The 20,444-nt window shown below is 64.9% G+C and carries 21 protein-coding genes; 11 read left to right on the top strand and 10 right to left on the bottom strand.

The features are described from left to right. Positions 1 to 55 precede the first annotated feature (55 nt). Positions 56 to 385 (bottom strand): helix-turn-helix domain-containing protein, encoded by a 330-nt coding sequence (locus ACU5AP_RS01805; protein ID WP_052748048.1) that lies wholly within the window; start codon positions 383 to 385, stop codon positions 56 to 58. Between the two features lie 165 nt (positions 386 to 550). After that, the gene (locus ACU5AP_RS01810; protein ID WP_076224193.1) at positions 551 to 1,033 is read right to left on the bottom strand and encodes a hypothetical protein; all 483 of its coding nucleotides are present in this window, start codon (positions 1,031 to 1,033) and stop codon (positions 551 to 553) included. A 236-nt stretch (positions 1,034 to 1,269) separates the two neighbouring features. Between ACU5AP_RS01810 and ACU5AP_RS01815 the strand changes: the two genes are divergently transcribed. The 7 genes from ACU5AP_RS01815 (at position 1,270) to ACU5AP_RS01845 (ending at position 9,334) form a co-directional block, all read left to right on the top strand. Further along, positions 1,270 to 1,497 carry a hypothetical protein gene (locus tag ACU5AP_RS01815; protein WP_232464046.1) on the top strand — a complete coding sequence of 76 codons (228 nt, stop codon included), beginning with the start codon at positions 1,270 to 1,272 and terminating at the stop codon, positions 1,495 to 1,497. A 126-nt stretch (positions 1,498 to 1,623) separates the two neighbouring features. Further along, the gene (locus ACU5AP_RS01820) at positions 1,624 to 1,998 is read left to right on the top strand and encodes a hypothetical protein (RefSeq protein ID WP_232624029.1); all 375 of its coding nucleotides are present in this window, start codon (positions 1,624 to 1,626) and stop codon (positions 1,996 to 1,998) included. Positions 1,999 to 2,059: 61 nt separating this feature from the next. Further along, complete coding sequence (locus ACU5AP_RS01825) at positions 2,060 to 3,379, top strand: TolC family protein (RefSeq protein ID WP_083673975.1); 1,320 nt, start codon at positions 2,060 to 2,062, stop codon at positions 3,377 to 3,379. Further along, on the top strand, positions 3,376 to 4,635 hold the full coding sequence (locus ACU5AP_RS01830) for an efflux RND transporter periplasmic adaptor subunit (RefSeq protein ID WP_076224196.1): 1,260 nt from the start codon (positions 3,376 to 3,378) through the stop codon (positions 4,633 to 4,635). Before ACU5AP_RS01825 ends, ACU5AP_RS01830 begins: the two co-directional genes overlap by 4 nt. Positions 4,636 to 4,649: 14 nt before the next feature. Continuing rightward, complete coding sequence (locus tag ACU5AP_RS01835; protein ID WP_046653314.1) at positions 4,650 to 7,835, top strand: efflux RND transporter permease subunit; 3,186 nt, start codon at positions 4,650 to 4,652, stop codon at positions 7,833 to 7,835. A gap of 111 nt (positions 7,836 to 7,946) precedes the next feature. Further along, positions 7,947 to 8,678: a HupE/UreJ family protein gene (locus ACU5AP_RS01840; protein ID WP_076224198.1), complete on the top strand. Its 732-nt coding sequence runs from the start codon at positions 7,947 to 7,949 to the stop codon at positions 8,676 to 8,678. A gap of 14 nt (positions 8,679 to 8,692) precedes the next feature. Beyond that, a complete protein-coding gene (locus ACU5AP_RS01845) occupies positions 8,693 to 9,334 on the top strand; it encodes a transmembrane anchor protein (protein ID WP_076224200.1) in 642 nt (213 codons plus the stop codon). A 65-nt stretch (positions 9,335 to 9,399) separates the two neighbouring features. On the opposite strand, the gene ACU5AP_RS01850 is transcribed toward ACU5AP_RS01845, so the two are convergent. After that, positions 9,400 to 10,731: an MFS transporter gene (locus tag ACU5AP_RS01850; protein ID WP_076224202.1), complete on the bottom strand. Its 1,332-nt coding sequence runs from the start codon at positions 10,729 to 10,731 to the stop codon at positions 9,400 to 9,402. 66 nt (positions 10,732 to 10,797) lie between these two features. Here ACU5AP_RS01850 and ACU5AP_RS01855 point away from each other — a divergent pair, with 66 nt between their 5' ends. Both ACU5AP_RS01855 and chrA read left to right on the top strand, forming a co-directional pair. Further along, positions 10,798 to 11,073, top strand: coding sequence for a metal-sensing transcriptional repressor (locus ACU5AP_RS01855; RefSeq protein WP_076224204.1), 276 nt, complete (start codon positions 10,798 to 10,800; stop codon positions 11,071 to 11,073). 142 nt (positions 11,074 to 11,215) lie between these two features. Further along, a complete protein-coding gene (gene chrA / locus ACU5AP_RS01860; RefSeq protein WP_076224205.1) occupies positions 11,216 to 12,409 on the top strand; it encodes a chromate efflux transporter in 1,194 nt (397 codons plus the stop codon). A gap of 105 nt (positions 12,410 to 12,514) precedes the next feature. Here the strand turns inward: chrA and ACU5AP_RS01865 are convergent, their stop codons facing one another. From ACU5AP_RS01865 to ACU5AP_RS01875, 3 genes are all read right to left on the bottom strand, one after another. Further along, positions 12,515 to 13,591, bottom strand: coding sequence for a hypothetical protein (locus tag ACU5AP_RS01865; protein WP_076224207.1), 1,077 nt, complete (start codon positions 13,589 to 13,591; stop codon positions 12,515 to 12,517). A 1-nt stretch (position 13,592) separates the two neighbouring features. After that, positions 13,593 to 14,789 carry a hypothetical protein gene (locus ACU5AP_RS01870; RefSeq protein ID WP_128720227.1) on the bottom strand — a complete coding sequence of 399 codons (1,197 nt, stop codon included), beginning with the start codon at positions 14,787 to 14,789 and terminating at the stop codon, positions 13,593 to 13,595. Positions 14,790 to 14,979: 190 nt separating this feature from the next. After that, positions 14,980 to 15,264 carry a helix-turn-helix domain-containing protein gene (locus ACU5AP_RS01875; protein ID WP_232624015.1) on the bottom strand — a complete coding sequence of 95 codons (285 nt, stop codon included), beginning with the start codon at positions 15,262 to 15,264 and terminating at the stop codon, positions 14,980 to 14,982. Positions 15,265 to 15,315: 51 nt separating this feature from the next. Between ACU5AP_RS01875 and ACU5AP_RS01880 the strand changes: the two genes are divergently transcribed. Then, entirely contained in the window at positions 15,316 to 15,834 is a 519-nt protein-coding gene (locus tag ACU5AP_RS01880) for a hypothetical protein (RefSeq protein WP_076224212.1), read from the top strand. A 108-nt stretch (positions 15,835 to 15,942) separates the two neighbouring features. After that, complete coding sequence (locus tag ACU5AP_RS01885; protein WP_128720226.1) at positions 15,943 to 16,692, top strand: hypothetical protein; 750 nt, start codon at positions 15,943 to 15,945, stop codon at positions 16,690 to 16,692. 199 nt (positions 16,693 to 16,891) lie between these two features. Here ACU5AP_RS01885 and ACU5AP_RS01890 read toward each other — a convergent pair whose 3' ends face one another. The 4 genes from ACU5AP_RS01890 to ACU5AP_RS01905 form a co-directional block, all read right to left on the bottom strand. Beyond that, complete coding sequence (locus ACU5AP_RS01890) at positions 16,892 to 17,812, bottom strand: cobalamin biosynthesis protein CbiG (RefSeq protein WP_128720326.1); 921 nt, start codon at positions 17,810 to 17,812, stop codon at positions 16,892 to 16,894. A gap of 75 nt (positions 17,813 to 17,887) precedes the next feature. Further along, positions 17,888 to 18,430, bottom strand: a complete 543-nt coding sequence (locus ACU5AP_RS01895) for a hypothetical protein (RefSeq protein WP_128720325.1) — start codon at positions 18,428 to 18,430, stop codon at positions 17,888 to 17,890. Positions 18,431 to 18,433: 3 nt separating this feature from the next. Beyond that, positions 18,434 to 19,219 carry an exodeoxyribonuclease III gene (gene xth / locus ACU5AP_RS01900; RefSeq protein ID WP_446680728.1) on the bottom strand — a complete coding sequence of 262 codons (786 nt, stop codon included), beginning with the start codon at positions 19,217 to 19,219 and terminating at the stop codon, positions 18,434 to 18,436. A gap of 107 nt (positions 19,220 to 19,326) precedes the next feature. Next, positions 19,327 to 20,313 carry a hypothetical protein gene (locus ACU5AP_RS01905; RefSeq protein WP_232624010.1) on the bottom strand — a complete coding sequence of 329 codons (987 nt, stop codon included), beginning with the start codon at positions 20,311 to 20,313 and terminating at the stop codon, positions 19,327 to 19,329. Between the last annotated feature and the right edge of the window lie 131 nt (positions 20,314 to 20,444).

The raw sequence follows: 20,444 nt of genomic DNA on the forward strand, positions 1-20,444 counted from the left end.
GAGGCGGCGTGAAATTGATGGAGCCGTCGAGTGAAGGGTTCGCGCGTCGGGGAGACTAACCACGATCCGTGGATTGCACCGATCGCAACGGGCGCATCGGTCGCCGTAGCGTCATCGGGGAATGGTCAGCGGCATAGGAGATGCGAACGGTGCGCGCTTCGCGGGTGTTGGACACCATTTGAGCGGCCATGTGTTCCATGAGGTCGGACAGGCGATAGCGCGGATCGCGCCGCAAGGCGGCCGAGTAGCGAGGGCCGTGGCCGCGAAGGCGCCATTTCGAAAGCGTCTCGACCTTCACGCCGATGTAGGCGGCGGCTTCTTCGGCTGTCAGCCAGCGGTTCTCCAGCGGGCTCAGGCTGGGCGCATCACGTTCGTCGTTCTTCATGGTTTCTCCTTGCTTCGTTGCACATCTCCTGTGGGTCAGTGCGAGTTAATAGTGAGATTTACGAAAACTTAACCGAAAACATTAGTCAAGAAAAAAATAGCAAAAACTAGACGATTTGTTGGTTAATTCAGTATTAGCGTAAACAAAATCTACATTGAATCGTGATTATCGTGGAATGTATTCGCGAAAGCGGTTCTCCAAGAAATCAGCAATCACCTGCCAAGGCTTACTCGGCGACGGGTCAATAGCCGCCTTTCGCTTCACCTCAGCCAAGAGCGCTTCCCGCTCCATGTAGGCCGCAACGGCAGCATATTGCGCGCGTCGTTCAGGCGCCCCTCGCTGGCTCAGTCGGACGACCTCTTCAAGACTGCGGTTACTTTTCAAGCGATTAGCCTGGTCGCTGATGACCCTGACATTGCCAGGCTGATAGCCTTTGGCGGGATTGATCCGATCAAGAGAGGGGGAACTGGCGGACCTCGCCGTACCCACGGTCAAGGGCAGACCAAGAACGGGGCAACGGCGCGGCATGGAGATGTCCTGACGCCGAAGCGTATAGGGTACGCCCTGACGGACAGCGCGCTGACGTGCTCGCGTCAAAAGCGCGGAAGTGGGACGAGTTTTACGCGCAACGCTAAGGTAGCCGCGCATGTAGGCAGCATTGCAGCTTCGGCAGGTTCGGCGTTGGCTCGGCTTTCCATGGAGCGGACAAGTCGGTTGATCCGGTTTAACGTCATTCATAGAGGCACCTCCCTTCATGTATTGGTGCTATTTATCAAATATGGTGCTATTGGTCAATCATGAATTCTGAGCGCGACACAAGCCCCTCCGGCGCCGTCGTTACTGGGGCGCAGTTGCGCGCAGCGCGCGGGCTTTTGAATATGTCCGTGTCCGATCTGGCTGAGCGTACGGGGCTGGCGCTGAACACCGTTCGAAAGGCCGAAAGCACCAACGCCGCTGCGCCCGTCACAACGGCAAATGCACGGTTGCTTGTTGCAACTTTGGAAGACGCTGGTGTCGTATTCATCCCTGCAGGAATGCTCGGAGCCGGAGTGCAGCTACGCTTTCCGGACCAGGAGCCACTGAAGCGACGGCGCGATTATAAAGGCGAGTAGGGCCAAACCGCTGCGACCTTCACGCAGTTGCATCGTGGACGGTTTCCCCGTAACGAAATTCGATCGGGGAATTTCGATTTGCCACGCTTGTTCCGTTTCCTTTGCGTCTGCCTGGGCGTGACCGTCATGGTCGCGGTGCAGATGCATGGCGTGCAGAATAATCAGCACAGGATCGAACACGGCCTTCAGTTCCCTGGCGTTTCCTATGAAGACACAGCCGATCTGGCTCACGACCATGACCACGGTCACAGCCATGACGCGGCGACGAACGACGATGGCTCGGCTAACGCTCAGGCGATGGATGTCGCCGATGAAAGCGGCAAATCCCCTCTCAGCCATCACCATCACAGCGGGGGCGACATTCATGTGGCCCTGGCGACGCCTGTCCATCCGATCGGCGCGGGCGTGGTGACCTCGCTCGACCTTGGCCCGGCGCCCGACGCCGTGCCGCCCGGCGCCGTTCTCGACGCGCCGCTCCAGCCTCCCAGACAGAACGCCTGATCGCCTGAAAAGCTGATCCTGCGCGGCCTTATGGCCGTGCGCGTCCTGTTGGAGACATCTCTTGAAACCTTCCCAATCCGGCGTTGCCGGATGGCGAGGGCGAGGCGCGGCCGTATCCGCCCTCGCGCTCGCCCTGGCGGCGGCATGGTCGCCGCCCGCCATCGCGCTTGCCCAGTCGCCGGCTTCTGCTGAAGCCGCCTCTGGTCCGGCCCTCACCCTTGAAGGCGCGCTGCGGCGCGCCGCCGCCGCCGATCCGGCGCGACCGGGTCTCGACGCGCGCCTGCGCGGCGTCGAGGCCGGCGTCCGCCAGGCCGGCCTTCGTCCCAATCCGACCCTGGGTCTGATGGTCGAAAACCTGCCCACCCTGGGCGGAGGCGACATTCTGGGGCGAACCGAAACCACCCTGACCTATGAGCAGAAGCTGGAACGGGGCGGCGATCGATCCGCCCGCACCGGCCTGGCGCAAAGCGAAGGCCTGCTGATCACGGCCCAGGCCCAGATCGCGCAACTGGATCGCCTCGAACTGGTGCAGCGCGCCTGGGTCGACGCCATGGCGGCAGAAGCCCAGCTGGAGATCGCGCGGGAGCGGCTTTCGCTCGCGGAACGCTTCCAGACGGAAGTTCAGCGTCGCGTGAACGCGGCCCGCGATCCCCTGTTCGCGGGGGCGCGCGCCGAGGCCGAACTAGCTCAGGCCCAGATCGATTTCGATCAGGCCGAGATCGCCGTTCGCGTCGCGCGCATCGTCCTGGCCAAGTTCTGGGACGGCGCCGCCGACTTCCGAATGGGAGCCTCCGACTTCGAGGACACCAGCGCCGCTCGCGTCGCCGCCGGCGCTGTGGCCCAAGCGGACCTCGAAGCCTTCCGCGCCCGCCAGGCTATCTCCGACGCCCAGGTTCGCCTGGAGCAGGCGCGCGCCGTGCCCGATCCCACGGTCAGCGTCGGCGTCCGGCACATCTGGGACAATGAGGTGGCTCTGGTCTTCGGCGGGTCCGTGCCGCTGCAGCGCTACGACCGGAACCAGGGCGCCATCGACCGCGCCCGCGCTGACGGTCTGGCGGCCCAGGCCGATCAAAACGCCCTGCGCCTTGAGCGCGAGCGGGAAATCGCCCGCCTCCAGGTGCAGCTTCTGGCCCGCGCCAATGAAGCCCGGCGCATCGCTGAGGAAACCCAGCCCCAGGCTGAACGGGCCGTCGTCCTGGTCCGCGAGGGCTTTGCGCGCGGCGGCTTCACCTACAACGACGTGATGAGCGCCCATGCGGCCTTGCTGCAGACCAAGGCCCGTCGCGTCGCGGTGCTGCAGACCTTCCACAACGACCGCGCGCGGCTCGACCGCCTGACCGGCGCGCACGCCGACCTGCTCGGCCTGGAGACCCAACCATGAAGACGTCCCGCACTTCCGCAACCGCACTCGGCTGCGTCCTGGCCGCCGTCGCCCTGACGCTGGCCGCCTGCGGCGGCGGCGACAAGGCCGCCAAGCCCGAAGGCGAGGCGGCCGCCGCCGCCGACTACGAACGCGGACCGCACAACGGCCGCCTGCTTCGCGACGGCGACTTCGCCATCGAGGTGACCATCTACGAGGAAGGGCCGGAACCGCTCTTCCGCCTCTATCCCTACCTGAACGACAAGCCGCTCGATCCCAAGCAGGTGCAGGCGAACATCGCCCTGAGCCGCCTGGGGCCGAAGGTGGATCGCTTCGTCTTCACCCCCGAGAACGACTACCTGGCCAGTCCGGGCGTCGTGTCCGAGCCCCACTCGTTCGACGTCGCGGTCAGCGCCGTTCGCGCGGGCAAGCGCTCGGCCTGGTCCTATCAGTCCTATGAGGGCCGGACGGTCATCAGCGCCGACGCCGCCCAAGCCGGCGGCGTCACCACCCAGCAGGCCGGCCCCGCCGTTCTCGGCGAGAGCCTGCCGCTCAGCGGCCGGGTCGAGATCACGCCGGAGGGCCAGGCCGAGGTTCACGCCCGCTATCCGGGTAGGGTGATGTCCATGACCGTGGAACTGGGCCAGCGCGTCTCGCGCGGGCAGGTCGTCGCCCGCGTGGAGTCGAGCGAAAGCCTCCAGACCTATTCGGTCACCGCGCCCATCTCGGGCGTGATCACCGCCAAGAACGTCAATCCCGGCTCCATCACCGGCGGCGGCGCCCCCATGCTGACGATCGGCGACCCGACCCGGCTTCACGCCGAGTTCTTCCTCTATCCGCGCGACGCCGAACGCGTTCGCGTCGGTCAAAGGATCGAGATCAAGAGCCAGGCGGGCGAGCACACGGCCAGCGGCGTCATCGAGGCGATCCTGCCGGCCGACGACGTGCTCAGCCAGACCCTCGTGGCCCATGTCGAACTGCCCTACCAGGGCGGCGTCTGGCGGCCGGGCCTCGGGGTTTCGGGACTGGTGCAGGTCGGCCAGGGCGAGGTGCCGCTGGCGGTGCGCACCAAGGCGCTGCAGCCGTTCCGCGACTTCACCGTGGTCTACGCCAAGGTCGGCGACACCTATGAGGTGCGCATGCTCGACCTGGGCCGTCGCACCGAAGAGTGGACCGAGGTCCTGGGCGGCATCGAGCCGGGCACGACCTATGTCGTCGACGGCGCCTTCCTCATTCGCGCGGACATCGACAAGTCCGGCGCGAGCCACGACCACTAGGGGGATGCGTCACCATGCTTGAACGCATCATCAGCCTGTCGATCCGGCATCGCTGGGTCGTGCTGGCGCTCGTCCTCGTGGCGGTCGTCATCGGCGTCTGGAGTTTCCAGAAGCTGCCGATCGACGCCACGCCCGACATCACCAACGTCCAGATTCAGATCAATACGGAGGCGCCCGGCTATTCGCCGCTTGAAGCCGAACAACGCATCACCTTCCCGGTCGAGACCGCGGTCGCCGGCGTGCCGGGCCTGTCCTACACCCGATCCGTCTCGCGCTACGGCCTGAGCCAGGTGACGGTCGTTTTCGAGGACGGGACCGACATCTACCGGGCGCGGCAACTGGTCAACGAGCGGCTTCAGACCGCGCGCGGCCAGCTTCCGTCCGGCCTGTCGCCCGAACTGGGGCCGATCGCCACCGGCCTGGGCGAAATCTTCATGTACACGATCGAGGCCAAGCCCGGCGCCCGCAAGGCCGACGGCACGCCCTACTCGCCTGAGGACCTTCGCACCCTGCAGGACTGGGTCATCCGTCCGCAGATGCGCAACACGCCCGGCGTCACCGAGGTCAACACCATCGGCGGCTTCGAGCGCCAGTACCACGTCACGCCCCGTCCCGAACGGCTGGCCGCCTTCGGCGTCACCATGGACGAGGTCGTTTCGGCGCTGGAGCGCAACAACGCCAACGTCGGCGCCGGCTATGTCGAACGCTACGGCGAGCAGTGGCTGATCCGCGTGCCGGGTCAGGCCTCGACGACGCAGGACCTGTCCAACATCGTCATCACCACGCGCGGCGGCGTGCCCATTCGGATCGCCGAGGTCGCCGAAGTCGGCCTGGGCGAACAGCTTCGCACCGGCGCGGCGACGGAGAACGGCAAGGAGACGGTCCTGGCGACCGTCCTGATGCTGGCCGGTGAAAACAGCCGCGTCGTCGCCCAGGCGGCGGCGGCCCGGCTGGAGGAAGCGGCCAAGGCCCTGCCGGACGGCGTGGTCGCCTCGCCCGTCTATGACCGCACCGACCTGGTCGAGCGGGCCATCAAGACGGTCGAGAAGAACCTGCTTGAGGGCGCCCTGCTCGTGATCGTGGTGCTGTTCCTGCTTCTGGGGAACTTCCGCGCCGCCCTGATCACGGCGGCGGTCATCCCGATCACCATGATGATGACCATCACCGGCATGGTGCGCACCGGCGTGTCGGGCAATCTGATGAGCCTGGGCGCGCTGGACTTCGGCCTGATCGTCGACGGCGCCGTCATCATCGTCGAGAACTGCCTGCGGCGCTTCGCCGAAGCCCAGCATCAGCAGGGCCGCCTGCTGACCCGTGACGAACGCTTCTCCCTGGCGGCGCGCGCGTCCAGCGAAGTGATCCGGCCGTCCCTGTTCGGCGTCCTGATCATCACCCTGGTCTATGTGCCGATTTTCGCCCTGGACGGGGTCGAGGGCAAAACCTTCCACCCCATGGCCATCACCGTGGTCATCGCCCTGACCGCCGCCCTGGTCCTGTCCCTGACCTTCGTGCCGGCGGCGGTGGCGATGTTCGTCACCGGCAAGGTGCAGGAGAAGGACAGCTTCCTGATGCGCTGGGCGCGCACCGGCTATCAGCCGGCGCTCGACTTCGCCCTGAGGACGCGCGTGGCCATGGTCGCCGTAGCCGTGGCCCTCGTCGTGGGCGCGGCCCTGATCGCCTCACGCATGGGTTCGGAGTTCGTGCCGAACCTGGACGAAGGCGACATCGCCATGCACGCCCTGCGCATCCCCGGCACTAGCCTGACCCAGGCCGTCGAGATGCAGACCGCTCTCGAAGCCCGTCTGGCGAAGTTCCCGGAGGTCGAACGCGTCGTCGCCAAGATCGGCACGGCGGCGGTCGCCACCGACCCTGTGCCGCCCTCGGTCGCGGACACCTTCATCCTGCTGAAGGACCGCAAGGACTGGCCTGATCCCCGCAAGCCGAAACTCCAGCTCGTTCGCGAGATGGAAGAGGCGGTGAACGCGGTGCCGGGCAGCAAGTACGAGTTCACCCAGCCCATCCAGATGCGGTTCAACGAACTGCTGTCCGGCGTCCGGGCCGACGTCGCCATCAAGGTCCACGGCGACGACCTGGATCAACTCGTGGCGCTCGGCTCCCAGATCGAGGAGATCGTCGGCTCCGTGCCCGGCGCCGCCGATCCGCAGTCAGAGCAGGTCACCGGCCTGCCCATGCTGCAGATCACGCCGAACCGGGACGCCATTGCGCGCCTGGGCCTGAGCATCGACGACGTTCAGTCGGTGATCTCGACCTCCATGGGCGGGGCCACGGCGGGGCAAATCTTCGAGGGCGACCGACGCTTCGACATCGTCGTGCGCCTGCCGGAAGACCTGCGGCGCAACACTGACGCCATCGGCCGCATTCAGGTGCCGCTTCCGGGTGCAAACGGTCAGCCGCGCGGCTTCGTGCCGCTCAGCGAGATCGCGACGATCGCGCTGGAGACCGGCCCGAACCAGATCAGTCGCGAAGACGGCAAGCGCCGCATCGTCGTGACCGCCAATGTTCGGAACCGCGACCTCGGCTCCTTCATCGGCGAGGTGCGCGAGCGCGTCGAACAGGAAGTCGATCTGCCCGCCGGCTACTGGATTTCCTATGGCGGCACCTTCGAGCAGCTGATCTCGGCGGCCAAGCGGTTGCAACTGGTCGTTCCGGCGGTCCTGCTGCTGATCTTCGGCCTGCTGTTCGCGCTGTTCCGCTCCTGGCGGGACAGCGCCATCGTCTTTTCCGGCGTGCCCCTGGCGCTGACCGGCGGGGTGGCGGCGCTGGCGCTGCGGGGCCTGCCTTTGTCGATCTCGGCCGGCGTCGGCTTCATCGCCCTGTCGGGCGTGGCCGTGCTGAACGGCGTCGTCATGGTCAGCTTCATCCGGGGCCTGATCGAAGAGGGCAAGCCCGTGGGCCAGGCCATTCGGGAGGGGGCGCTGACGCGCCTGCGCCCGGTGCTGATGACCGCCCTGGTCGCCAGCCTCGGCTTCGTCCCCATGGCGGTGAACGTCGGCGCCGGCGCGGAGGTCCAGCGTCCGCTGGCCACCGTCGTCATCGGCGGCATCGTCTCCTCGACGATCCTGACCCTGCTCGTGCTCCCGGCGCTCTACAGCCTGGTGCACGGCCGGGACGCCCCGACGGATCGGCCCAGGCCCGCCTGGCTGGACCACCTCCCCTTCCGCCGCCGTCGGGCGCTCTGAAGCGGTCGGCCGCCCTGTTTCGGGGCGGCCGCTCGTCAGCGCCTCAACCCATCACCGATGCCCGCCGATGACGGCGGACGTCGCGCTTTCCCTCCAATCGCAAGGATGCACATGACTTCCGCACCCTGCCGCGACCGACTGTCGTGGCTTCGATCACCCTGGACCCTGGCGGTCCTGGCGGTCGGCTTCCTCTTCCTTGAAGGCCTGCTCAGCCAGGTCCTCGCCCACGGCGTCGCCGCAGGCGACAAGGGCTACATCCAGGAGACTTCAGGCTTCCTGTTCTGGCCCTTCGTCTATCTGGGGGCCAAGCACATGGTCACCGGCTACGACCACCTGCTGTTCCTGTTTGGCGTGATCTTCTTCCTCTACCGGATGAAGGACATCGGCATCTATGTGACTCTGTTCGCCATCGGCCACTCGTCGACCCTCCTGCTCGGGGTGCTGATGAACATCAGCGTCTCCAGCTATCTGGTCGACGCCATCATCGGCCTGTCCGTCGTCTACAAGGCCCTGGACAACATGGGCGCCTATCAAAGGTGGTTCGGCTTCCAGCCCTCCACCAAGGCGGCCACGATGATCTTCGGCCTCTTCCACGGCTTCGGTCTCGCCACCAAGCTGCAGGACTTCCAACTCTCGCCCGACGGCCTGCTGTGGAACCTCGTGGCCTTCAACATCGGCGTCGAAATCGGACAACTGCTCGCCCTGGGCGGCATCCTCATCCTGATGGGCTTCTGGCGCCGCACGAACGGCTTCTGGAAACACGCCTACCTCACCAACGTCGTGCTGATGACGCTCGGCTTCATTCTGACGGGCTATCAGCTCGTCGGCTTCTTCGTCATGTGATCGGAGACACCCTCATGTACAATGCAAACCGCCCCTCCAAAGCCGACCTGCCGACCACGGGCCAACTGTTGAAGTCGACCGGCATCGCCGCCGCTGTGGCCTCCGTGCTCCTGGTCACCGTCGTCCTGCCCGCCGAATACGGCGTCGATCCGACCCGCATCGGTTCGGTCTTCGGTCTCACCGAAATGGGCCGCATCAAGCAGCAACTCGCCAAGGAGGCCGAAGCCGACGCCGCAGCTGACGCGGCCGCTGTAGATGCTGTCCCTGTGGCGGCGTCGCCGAGCCCCGTTGCGCCAGCCGCCACCGTTCCAGCCGCCGCCCCGACGGCCACGCCCAGCGTCGGCCGCACGGACGAAACCGTCCTGACGCTGCAGCCTGATCAAGGTGCCGAGATCAAGCTGGTCATGGAAGAAGGCGCGACAGCGCGCTTCACTTGGACCAGCAGCGGCGGCAAGATCAACTTCGACACCCACGCAGACCGACCAGGCGTCTCCTACCACGGCTACGGCAAGGGCTCCTCCCAAAGGGAGGAAGGCGTTCTGACGGCGGCCTTTACCGGTAGCCATGGCTGGTTCTGGCGCAACCGCACCGGTCAGCCCGTAACCATCACCCTTAAAACCATTGGCGCCTATACCGAGATCAAGCGCGTCGTCTGACGTAAATCCCGACACCTATAGACAGGGCGCGCCGTTGCACGGCGCGCCCTGATTTCTTTACGGCGTCACACGCGATTCTTGGGCCACCGGCGGTGATTGTCATCAATCACAACAGGGTGGGCGTGTGCTACGCCTTCCGCATCGGGGCGCATTCCCTCGCTCAGGTGCGCGTGATCCGGCTCCATGTCGTGGTGGTCGTGCAGCAGGTTCAGCGGATCGTGCGCAGGCCAGACGAAGAGCGCCAGAAGGGCGCCGAGGCCGCACAGTCCCGCCAGAACGACGAAGGCCATCTGAGGATCAGCTTCGGCCGACACCATCCCCGCGACCGGATAGGCGATCAACCAACAGGCGTGCGACAGGGCGAACTGGGCCGCAAACAGGGCCGGCCGTTCCGCCGCCGACGAGGACCGCCGCAGGGCGCGGCCCGCAGGCGTGATGGTCAGCGAGTAGCCAAAGCCCATGACGATCCACAGACCGATCAGCACCGGATAGCTGCGGGCGAACAGCGCACCGGCGATGAGCACGGCGGTCATCAGGACGGCGCCCGACACCATGGCGCTGCGATCCGTCACCCGCTCCAGCGTCTTGGGAAGCAGGAAGGCGGCCGTCATCGACCCGCCTCCGAATGCCGCCAAGGCCCAGGCGGTCGCCTGCTGCGACAGGCCGAAGTTCGACTGCACCAGGACGACAGTGTTGACGAAGACCATGGCGCCGCCCGCCGCCGTCGCCAGGCTAACCGCCAGCAGGCCGCGCAGGCGTGGCGTCAGGGCGAACAGCTTCACGCCTCCGGTCAGACGACGCAGGAACGGCAGGCTCTGCGACGCCGACAGCTTGGGCAGGACCGCCGTCACGACGAAGCCCGCTGACAGGATGAAGCCCAGCGCGGTCCCGACGAAGAGGTTGTGATAGCTGATGAAGGCCAATAGCACCGCCGCCAGCACGGGGCTGGCGACGCTTTCCAGATCGGCCGCCAGTCGGGACAAGGACAGGGCCTTAGTGTACTCGCCCTCGTCCTCCAGCAGGTCGGGGATCATGGCCTGGAAAGCCGGGGTGAAGGCGGCTGAGGCGACGTAGAGCACCGTCATAAGTCCGTAGACCTGCCAGGCCTCGTTGACGAAGGGCAGCGAAGCCGCAACGCCAGCGCGCACCACATCCAGCGAGACCAGCAGGGTCTTGCGCGGCAGGCGAGACGCCAGGGCGCTGGCGAAAGGCGCCACCCCGACATAGGCGATCATCTTGATCGCCAGGGCCACGCCGAGGATTTCACCCGCGCTGGCGCCCGCCAGGTCATGCGCCAGCAGGCCCAGGGCCACGGTCGCCATGCCGGTTCCGAGCAGGGCCGCCACCTGGGCGATGAACAGGTGACGATAGGCGGCGTTCCTGAGGGGAGAGAACATCACGGGCCTTTCGATGCGGCGTTTTCGCGTTTGACCTATCCCCACCAGGGGGATAGGTCAAATTGCATGGCACACATCTCTCACGCGTCTCATCCCGAAGTCATCAAACGCCTGAAGCGCGCCGAGGGGCATATGCGGACCGTCATCCAGATGATGGAGGACAGGAGGGCCTGCGTTGATCTCGCCCAACAGCTTCACGCCATCGAGAAGGCGGTCGCAGCGGCGAAGAAGACCCTGATCCACGACCACATCGACCACTGCTTGGCCCATGCCGCTGACGGCGACCCTGTCGAGGCGAAGCAGGCGATGGCCGAGTTCCGGGAAATCACCAAGTACCTGTGACGTCAGCTTCCAACCGGCAGGACGTCGCCCTGCCAATCCGCCTCCGGTAACGCTATGATCGGCGGGCAGGCAGTCGCGGCTGCCCTGCTGGTGCGATGCGTCAAACGCACGTCGTCGTCCGCGCGACCCGTGAGGCAAGGCCATGACTACGTCGCCAGACACCCTCGGTCCGCCCCGCCTTTCGCTGGCGGCGCTGTTTCTCAAATTCCTGCGTTTCGGTTTCCTGGCGTTCGGCGGCCCCGTCGCCCAGATCGCCATGATCCGCCGCACCCTCGTCGATGAAGAGCGATGGATTTCCAGTCCGCGCTTCAACCGCCTTCTGGCGGTGATGCAGGTGCTTCCCGGACCTGAAGCCCACGAACTGTGCGTCCACATGGGCATGATGGCGCGCGGTCGGATCGGCGGTCTGCTCGCGGGCCTCGGCTTCATGTTGCCCGGCTTCGTTCTAATGCTGGCGGCGGCATGGCTCTATGAGCGCTTCATCGCCGGGCAGTCGAGCCTGACCGGCTTGCTTTTGGGCGTCCAGATCGTCGTGGTCGCCATCATCATCCGCGCCGTGCATCGGATCGGCTCCCACGTCCTGGAAGACCGTTTGTTGTGGATGCTGGCGATCGGGGCCTTCATCGCCTCTCTCCTCCATGCGCCCTTCTGGATACCGCTTGCCGCCTGCGGCCTGATCTACGCCCTGGAGCAACGGCCGTGGGCAGGCGTCGCCATCGCCGTTGTCGCCGTCTTCACCGCCATCCTGTTCGGCCTCCATCTGGAGATCGCCCCGTCTGCGGTCGCGATCTCGGCCGAGCCGTCGCCTCAACTCGCCGCTCTGTTCGTCGCCGGATTGAAGGGCGGCCTGCTGACCTTCGGCGGCGCCTACACCGCAATTCCCTATGTACGCGCCGACACCGTCGGACGCGGCTGGTTGCCGGACGGCGTCTTCCTGGACGGCGTGGCGCTGGCCGGCGTTCTGCCGGCGCCTCTGGTGATTTTCGGCACCTTCACGGGCTATGTGGTCGGCGGCTGGGCGGGCGCGCTGGCGGTCACTGCCGGCATTTTCCTGCCCGCCTTCGCCTTCTCGATGGTGCTGTTCAATCACCTGGAGGCCGTGGTCGAGAACCCGGCGTTGCACCGCCTCCTGGCAGGCGTGGCGGCCGCCGTTGTCGGCGTCATCGCCGCCACTTCGCTTCAACTGGCCTGGACCACAGCCCAATCGGCGCCGTCGTTGTGGATCGCAGGTTTGATCTTCATCGCCGCACTGGCCGCTGCGTGGCGGCTCAAGCCGCGCTGGATGCCGCTGCTGATCTTAGGGGGCGCTGCTGCTGGCGGCCTTGCTTTATACTGAGGTCGTAGGAGATCCAGCGCCACGTCAAGACCTTTAGTGGGCTCTAAACTTGGACACTCCTAGGTGCGCACTAACGCCTGACGTGGTTTCAGTACCGCACAGCCACTATGCGGCCGGGCCGAAAAACTCGACCGCATGGTCGTTGTATAGGTGCGCTACGATATCGAGCATCCCGCGAATTATGATATTCCAGTCTGCATCGTTCTTCTGCACTGCCTCGTGCGCTGGGCGGTAATGCACTATCATATTCCTAAGGCCATACAGCTCCTCCGCCATTCGCGAATAGCGTTTGTCATGCGTGTCTGCCTGCACAGATAGTCCGGTGCAAACCGTCGACACCAATGCCTCGCCGCACAATGAGGCGAGGCCCACAAAGGCCTCCGACTCCTTAGGGCGCCAAGAGAGTTGATCTTCAATAATCTTGGCCAACTCGCGCGGTGATGCAGCGATATTGAGCTGCGCCTTCAGCGTACTGAAACGCTTCATGCCGTAGAGCTGTTCAACGCAGCGGTACGCCTCAAGGAACAGGTTTTCCCAGGAGATCGACAGCACTCCTTGGACTAGATTGCGATAAGGAATAAGCGGCGAGTCCGCTTCGAAAACCCGCGTTAGGACTTTTACCGTCTCCGGTTCGAGCGAAATTGGTCCATCGAAGTAGGTCCGAACTAGGATCGATCCGAGGACCCTATCAGTCAAGTTGTGATAGTCTGCCACGCCCGTGGCGCGGTAAACGCATAGTGACGGGAACAGGGGTGCGATGTCAGACAGTTCGTGCCCCCCGTAGCCTCCACCATTGTTGATGAATTGCTCGTCCAAAGCCTGCTTGATGGCGGCCGCAGTCACGCTCGTTGGCGGCCGCACCTGAGCCTCCAACACAGCCAAGGCGAACACTCCAGGCGTAGCGTCAACCGTTTCAAGGTCTGGCGGAATCTCATCGGCTTCCGGCAAACCAAAGGTGCAGAAGTAAAGAGCTCCCTCGTGCTCGATGCGGACCAAGCGAATTTGGCGAGTCACGATCCGCACATCGGATTCGGCGTGGGACATCAGCCTCAAGTCGCCCGCATCTTCGTTCTTGATCCATCGCCCTGCCTCAGGATTGATGACAGGATCATCGAGCTGAGCAGCGAAATCTGCGAGGCGACCGAAGAGGGCGTTGCTCATGTCGATACGATTGCGGGACACGTCAGGCTCTCCAGCACACCCCCATTGAGGGGACGGCGAAGTTCTCCTCGATCAGCACCTTGAACGCTGTCTCAAAGAATGCCCGCTCGTGCCGTCCCACGGCCGATCGCTTCTGCCCACCAAGCTTTTCCCGTAGCACGTCAAGCGATAAGAAGGCCGTCAGGTCTTCTGGCGACATATGCTCGAGCTTTTGCACGAGTTCAGCGGCAGCGCTTTGGATCGCCTCCAATGCCACTTGGCTGTCGGCATCTGTTCGATCCATTCCCAACCGCCCGAGGACCGTCAAGGCGCAGGCGACGATGAAGCCGATGCGCGCTGGTTGGCTGTCAAAAATATTCCGGCCGATAGTGAATTTCGAGCTCACGGTCTCGTCCGAGCCCTCGGTATCGGAGGCCTCCAGCCGCGAGAACGCCTTGTCCACGTCCACCAGAATTTGGACAATTGGATAGAAATAATGATCGTATTTCTTGGAGGCGATCGCCTCTGCTATGTCCAAGCGTGAGAATTCGTCGGCTAAGGTCTCCTGAGTGTCGATCTCCGTCCGCCGGATGCCGAACGCCAGATACGCTTCAACTAGGCTGTCAGCGCTGAACTCGCCGCCTTTGTAGCGCCGCTCCGCCTTCTCCAAGCTAAGCAGTCGTTCAAAATTGATCTTCGCCTTCATTTGCTCGACCAAGGGCGCATAGATCACCAGCAATTGGCGCTTAATGTTCCAAGGAACCTGCCCTGTGTTCAGCACCAGCATGCGATAGATTAAACTGTCCGTGCTCTGGGCTAACCAGCATTCGACGCGCACGGTTTGCTCACCGACTTTCGGATCAGCCTCTACGGCATCGAGAAGCGCCGTGGTCCGTTGCATGCCGTCGATTATTGAGATGGAGTCGATCCAGTCTGCCGTCACCCGCGCGATTACCTCGTCGGGGCTCATGGCTTCAATGGAATCCAGATCATCGGTGATCACGACTCCGATCACAACCGGCGGTAGAATGGCGCCTCGTCTGATATCCTCGACCATCCTCCCGCGGATACGGCGTCCGGTCGTTGTCTTGAGCGGTTCGCGTTGGCCCTTCAAGCCCCCACGTTTTCGGTACGCGCCCTCAACCAAGGCAAGGTAGTCATCGACGGTCATGCCGGTCATGACGGACCAGCAATCCACGCGATAGTCCCGGAGTTTTTGTGTTTGCGGTGCTTCTGCCACTTGGTTCTCCCCCAAGCAGGGACCGTAGCCGATCACGCGAACAGTCGAAAGACCAACTCCTTCCTCAGTTTCGTCGCGGCGGTTGATAATGCTCTGCTCATGGCCGCAGGGACAGTTTGCAATAGCTACGTCGGGGGATGGCCAACGGAAGGGGGGCCTTCTTAAGACGATCCAGAGCCAGGAGCCCTCTTTAGGACTTGGGGCGACGGCCGCTCCGCAGAGACTGCGGGGCGTTCTCGTCTTGCTCAGGCCGCACGAAGAACGCCGAAACTGACACTCCCAACACACCAGCGAGTCGATCCAGAAGATCGACAGACGCGTTGCCTAACTGGCGCTCAATCTCGCTCAAGTAGGCGCGATCTATGCCTGCGTCGGCAGCTAGACGCTCCTGCGAGACGCCGCGTTCGGTCCGCAGCTTCTTGAGATTCCACGCCACCAGCGCCCGTCCGTTCATGGCGGCAAGCGACAGCTTCACCGCTCGTTAAACCACGGGATATATCCTACATATTAAATCTGGAGGGTTCTGATGAAGAAGATTGTCTTCGCCATTTCGGTTCTGATTGCGGTCGTTTCGTTCGGAGGCGCCGCATCTGCGCAAGCCGACGCCTGTTCCACGAATGGCGGCTACCCGCCCGGTAGCCCCAATGCGGTCATGGCGCGGATGAGGAACATCGCCAGCGGCGCCTATGCGGCCTGCGTTGAGGCCCAACGCGCCCGAACGCCGCCCGTGAACTGGACGCCGACGCGCATTCGTACGGCAGCGCGTCAGGCGGTCACGAACAAGCTGCGCGATCCGTCGTCAGCCCAGTTCCGGAATGTACGCCGCATCGAGCACTCCAACGGTTCGACGATGTTCTGCGGCGAAGTGAACGGCCGAAACGCCTATGGCGGCATGTCAGGTTTTCAGCGTTTCGAGGCCGGCGTGGATCGTGCAGGCGACGCCTCCGCTTTGATCGACGGCGGCGAAGAACTGAACACCGCCTACTTCGAAGGCGCCTGGAACCAGTTCTGCGGCCGCATCGCCGGCACGCCGGTTCAGTTCTGACAGAAGGGGACAATCGTGAGGATGAAGTCGATGTTTCCGAAGACTGCGGTCGTAGCTGCCATGGCTGTCCTGGCCGGTTGCGCCACCACGCCGCTACCGGAGGTACGGATGATCCCGACCGCCGATCACGGCGTGGGCGTCCGCTTCTCGCGCGGCAACGCCCTGATGGTGTCGAATGGGCCGTCCGGAGCGATCATGCTGCTGCCGGTCAGGTACAACGACACCCAGAAGTTCTTCTTCTCGATCGCCGCCTTCAACACCTCGGGCTACCCGATCAACATCGGCTCGGAGGACGTGCGGCTCTATCTGGATGGGCAGCCCTACAGCGTTCAGGACTTCGACTATCTGCGCCACAGCGCGCGCACGACCGCCCAGCGCGAGATGAACCTGGCCTGGGCCGACGCGGCGGTGGAGTATTTCCTCACCGTTCAGGAAATGGAGGACCATCCGCGCCGCCACGACATCGCCTACCGCAGCGCCTCAGGGCAGTTGCAGGCGTCGCACGACCACATCCAGCGACGCCTGCGGCAAACTATCTCCACTCTGGGACGGACCATGCTGGAGACGACGACCATCGATCCCGGCACGGCCCACGGCGGCGCCATCCTGGCCGAACAGATCGTCATTCCTGACGGCATGGTCCGCGACATGGTGATCGAAGTGCGCTTCGGCGGCTTCCCGCATCGGTTCCGATTGAACCTGGCTCCGTCGGGCACCTACGCCCCGACGCCGGTCGACATCCCGGCCGTCCCCGCCCAGATCACGCAGGAGCTGATGCGCACCCGCCAGACTTGGCACTGGACCGACGGCCCGCCGCCGTCGCCGGCGATCTTCAAGGGCATGCCGGTGATCGAATAGCTGCAGTTCGCACTGCAGTACGTTTTTGTGCTACAGTTAGAACGTTGTCGTTCAAGGATTTTCCCGATCTTGTCGCAAAGTGGCACCTTGGGTGGCACGACATTTAGAGCGGGCGCTCCTTGTCGATCAGCGATCTGAAAACCAAGAGGTTCTTGCTCACCTACCCGCCCTACATTCCCTATTCTGGGAGAAGGAAGACTTAGACCCCCAGAATCCAGCCTTCTTCGGCCTCAACCTGGGCGATCAGGGCTTCGTCGGCGCCAGCAGGCGGCGCGAAGGCTTTTTGCAGGTCGCCGGCGTCGTCCATGCGGGCGAAGGCTTCGGCGGCGGCGCGAACCTGGGCCTGGGTCTTGTATTCCTTGACGCCCTCGGCGCTGACCGCGCGCTTGGCCTCGAACATCAGGGGCCAGACTTCGACGATGACGGCCGACAGCGGCTCGATGTCGGCCTCGGTCAGTTCGCGCCAGCCGGTGCCGAAGGGCCAGACGGCGGCCGAGGCGCCCAGCGCATCCAACAGGCGGCGCAGCATGGGCACGCCGACCAGGGTCAGGCCGCCGATCGCGCCCGCGCCGTGCATCTGCCAGACGCTCTTGGGGGGCAGCTTGTCCTTGCGCGCGGCCAGTTCGGTGGCGCGGAACTCGGGAATGTCGGCGCCGGCGCCTTCGGGCGGCTTGGTCGTGGTCAGCCAGCGTTGAGCCTGGCTGGCGGGCGCGCCCCAGAAGGGCCAGGGCTCGTCCGTCATCAGACGGTTCATCTTGGCCGCGACCTGATAGCGATTGTTCGAATTATCGGCTTTGTCGACGATGTTGGCGGCCAGGAATTTGCCCATGGCGTCCCACGGGCGGCCGTCCAGCTTCAGCCGCGCAGCGGTTCCGGCCGGGAAGCCGAAATCGAAGTCGAAGCCCACTAGGACGCGGTCGCCGCGTTTGCGGTGCTCGGTCAGCAGGTCGGCGATCAGCTTCTCGCCCTCGGTGCGCGTGGCGACGTTGTGCGTCTCGGCGTACAGGCGGAATCGCACGTCGCGCTTGGCGACGCCGACCCACAGGGTCTGCTCGCCCAGCTTCTTGCCCTCGGCGGCGGTCCAGTTGGCGATGATGTAGGCGTCGAAAAGGCGGGCCACGGGGGCTCCTGAAGAAAGAAGCGAAGAACAGGAACGGGGGCTTCTAGCCGCCCTGACTCAAGCCGTGAAGGGCGATCAGCGTTGCATCAAGGCTTCGACGTGCGACAACCAGCGGCGCCCCAGCCGCAGGCCCTCCCCCGGAGAGCGGGTTCCGGTGGCGGTCTCGGCCTCGGAGGCGGGGGCGGTGCGCGAGCCGCTCCACAGGGCCAGCTCGAACTCGGCGTTGTGCGGATCGCTGAAGATCAAGCGCAGCACGACCAGTTCGGCGTCGGGGGCGTCGAGGTCGATCTCCTTGCGGTGCTGGCCGCGTAGGACGCGGGCGACGACGTGGCCGTCGACGATGATCTCGGCCCCCAGCACTTCCTCGAAGGCGTAGACGAGGCCCATCGCGCCGCGATTCCACAGGACCGCCAACTGGCCGCCTTCGAGATCCAGTCCGGCGGCGCGGCCTTCATGGGCGGACAGGGCCAGGGTGTCGGCCGGGGCGCCCAGCGCCTTCTTCATCGCCCGCCGCAGTCGCCGCTCGGACTCCATCCACCAGGAAAACAGCAAGACGCCGGTGGTCAGGAAGGCGGCGATCAGGGCGATCAGCAGAACGGCCCTGAACGTCTCGCCCATGGATCAGGCCTCCAGGTCCAGATCGACCACGACGGGAACGTGATCGCTGGGCTTTTCCATGTCGCGGGCCTCGCGGTGCGTTTCGATGGCGCGGAAGCGATCGGCGGCGTGAGGCGACAGCAGGGCGAAGTCGATGCGGATGCCGTGGTTCCTCTGCCAGGCGCCCGCCTGATAGTCCCAGAAGGTGAAGGTTCCGGCGGGTTCGCGGCCTAGTTCGTGAGAATCGGCCAGGCCTAGCCATTTCAGCGCGCGGAAGGCCTCGCGGCTTTCCGGCTGGAACAGGGCGTCTTCGGCCCAGGCGGCGGGGTTCTTGGCGTCCTCAGCCTCGGGGATGACGTTGTAGTCGCCGCACAGGGCCAGCGGCTCTTCCAGAGCCAGCAGTTCGCGGGCGTGGTTCTGAAGCCGTTGGAACCAGGCCAGCTTATAGGCGAATTTTTCCGTGCCGAGCGGATTGCCGTTGGGCAGGTAGATGGAGGCGACCCGGATCGGGCGGGGCGCCTCGATCAGGGCCTCCAGATAGCGGGCCTGTTCGTCGCGGTCGTCGCCGGGCAGGCCGCGCCGCACGTCCGACAGCGGGTATTTCGATATCAGGGCGACGCCGTTGTAGCTCTTCTGGCCGTGCGTCTCGACGTTGTAGCCGAGGTCTTCGAAGGCCTCGCGCGGGAACTTCTCGTCCATGCACTTGATCTCCTGGAAGCAGGCGACGTCGGGATTGGCGGCCTGAATCCACTCCAGCACCGTGGGCAGGCGGGCGTTGACCGAGTTCACGTTCCAGGTGGCGATGCGCATGGGACGCAAGGCTAAGGTGAGCCGCTTCGTTCGGGAAGAGGGGCGGGCAAAACAAAGACGCCGCCGGATCGCTCCGGCGGCGTATGATTTTCAGCCTGAACTGAGGATCAGCTGTTTGGCGCGGCGGCCGGAGCCGTGGTCGTCAGCTTGCAGCCGCCGCCGATCTGCTGGGCGGTGGCGCAGGGGTAGACCTGCTGCACGGCCTTGGCCGTGTCGAAGCGGACGATGACGCCGTCCGCGCCGTTGCAGGCGGCTTCATAGAAGGAGCCGTTGGCGTTCTTGCCCATGTAGCGGGCCTGGCTGATGTCGCAGGCAGCGGCTTCGGAACCGGCCAGCCAGCCCTTCAGCGTGGCGACCTGCTCGGCCGGCGTGGTGAAGCGGCATGAGGCGTTGGCCGAGACCAGCTCCATGCAGGATGCGACTTCCCAACCCGAGGCGGCCTTGTTGATCTGTGCGCCCTCGACGCCGGCGCAGCCGACTTCATAGACGACGGCGCCGCCAGGCTTGGCTCCGATGATCGAGCCTTCGTCGACGGTGCAGGCGAGGCCCGCCTCCTTGGCGAAGGCGGTGATGACGGCCATGGTGTTGTTGTTGGCGGGCAGGCTGCACTGCGAGCCGACATCGGCTTCCGGATCACGCGCGCGGGCCTGTTCGGCCGAATAGGCCAGCACCATGCAGTCTGTGGCTTGAGGCGGCGTCGAGGTCAGCAGCAGGTAGCCGGGGCCGGACGCGCAGGCGACCTCATACAGCGACTCCTTGTTCGCGGACTGGCCCAGCAGGACAGATTCGGTGATCTGACAGTTGGTGTTGGTGGCGGTCAGCACGCCTTGGGCGGCGGCCTGAATTTCCTCGGCGCTGGGCGGCTGAGGGGCGCGGGGCTGACGTTGACGACGCGCCAGGCGGCCCGTTGGCGAGCGTTCGCCGGCGCGCTGGTCATTCAGAGGATCCTGCTCGTTGCCGCCAGGGCCAAGCGGCGCGGCTTCGCCGGGTGTGGTCTGGGTAAAGGTTTGTGCGTGAGCGAGAGAAGGCGTGAGGGTCATGAGCGCCAGGGCGGCGGCCACGCCGACCTTGCGGCTGCGGGGGGGGAAGGTCACAAAACTGCTCCTGGCCTCATCTTTGGGAAGATGAAGCCTTGGCGGCGTCTTTCGTTGCGGTCAAGCGCAAGTGCGTCCTTGGCGCTGGACGATCGCATCGTGATCCGCTTAACCTGCATGACAGTTTTGAT

The organism is Brevundimonas sp. RM1, from assembly GCF_052907225.1.

Bases quoted from the DNA above. Each gene is read 5' to 3' on its own strand.
- ACU5AP_RS01805 (WP_052748048.1), bottom strand. From the start codon at position 385: ATGAAGAACGACGAACGTGATGCGCCCAGCCTGAGCCCGCTGGAGAAC.
- ACU5AP_RS01810 (WP_076224193.1), bottom strand. From the start codon at position 1,033: ATGCGCGGCTACCTTAGCGTTGCGCGTAAAACTCGTCCCACTTCCGCG.
- ACU5AP_RS01820 (WP_232624029.1), top strand. From the start codon at position 1,624: ATGGTCGCGGTGCAGATGCATGGCGTGCAGAATAATCAGCACAGGATC.
- ACU5AP_RS01830 (WP_076224196.1), top strand. From the start codon at position 3,376: ATGAAGACGTCCCGCACTTCCGCAACCGCACTCGGCTGCGTCCTGGCC.
- ACU5AP_RS01835 (WP_046653314.1), top strand. From the start codon at position 4,650: ATGCTTGAACGCATCATCAGCCTGTCGATCCGGCATCGCTGGGTCGTG.
- ACU5AP_RS01840 (WP_076224198.1), top strand. From the start codon at position 7,947: ATGACTTCCGCACCCTGCCGCGACCGACTGTCGTGGCTTCGATCACCC.
- ACU5AP_RS01845 (WP_076224200.1), top strand. From the start codon at position 8,693: ATGTACAATGCAAACCGCCCCTCCAAAGCCGACCTGCCGACCACGGGC.
- ACU5AP_RS01850 (WP_076224202.1), bottom strand. From the start codon at position 10,731: ATGTTCTCTCCCCTCAGGAACGCCGCCTATCGTCACCTGTTCATCGCC.
- ACU5AP_RS01855 (WP_076224204.1), top strand. From the start codon at position 10,798: ATGGCACACATCTCTCACGCGTCTCATCCCGAAGTCATCAAACGCCTG.
- chrA (WP_076224205.1), top strand. From the start codon at position 11,216: ATGACTACGTCGCCAGACACCCTCGGTCCGCCCCGCCTTTCGCTGGCG.
- ACU5AP_RS01880 (WP_076224212.1), top strand. From the start codon at position 15,316: ATGAAGAAGATTGTCTTCGCCATTTCGGTTCTGATTGCGGTCGTTTCG.
- ACU5AP_RS01885 (WP_128720226.1), top strand. From the start codon at position 15,943: ATGATCCCGACCGCCGATCACGGCGTGGGCGTCCGCTTCTCGCGCGGC.
- ACU5AP_RS01895 (WP_128720325.1), bottom strand. From the start codon at position 18,430: ATGGGCGAGACGTTCAGGGCCGTTCTGCTGATCGCCCTGATCGCCGCC.
- xth (WP_446680728.1), bottom strand. From the start codon at position 19,219: ATGCGCATCGCCACCTGGAACGTGAACTCGGTCAACGCCCGCCTGCCC.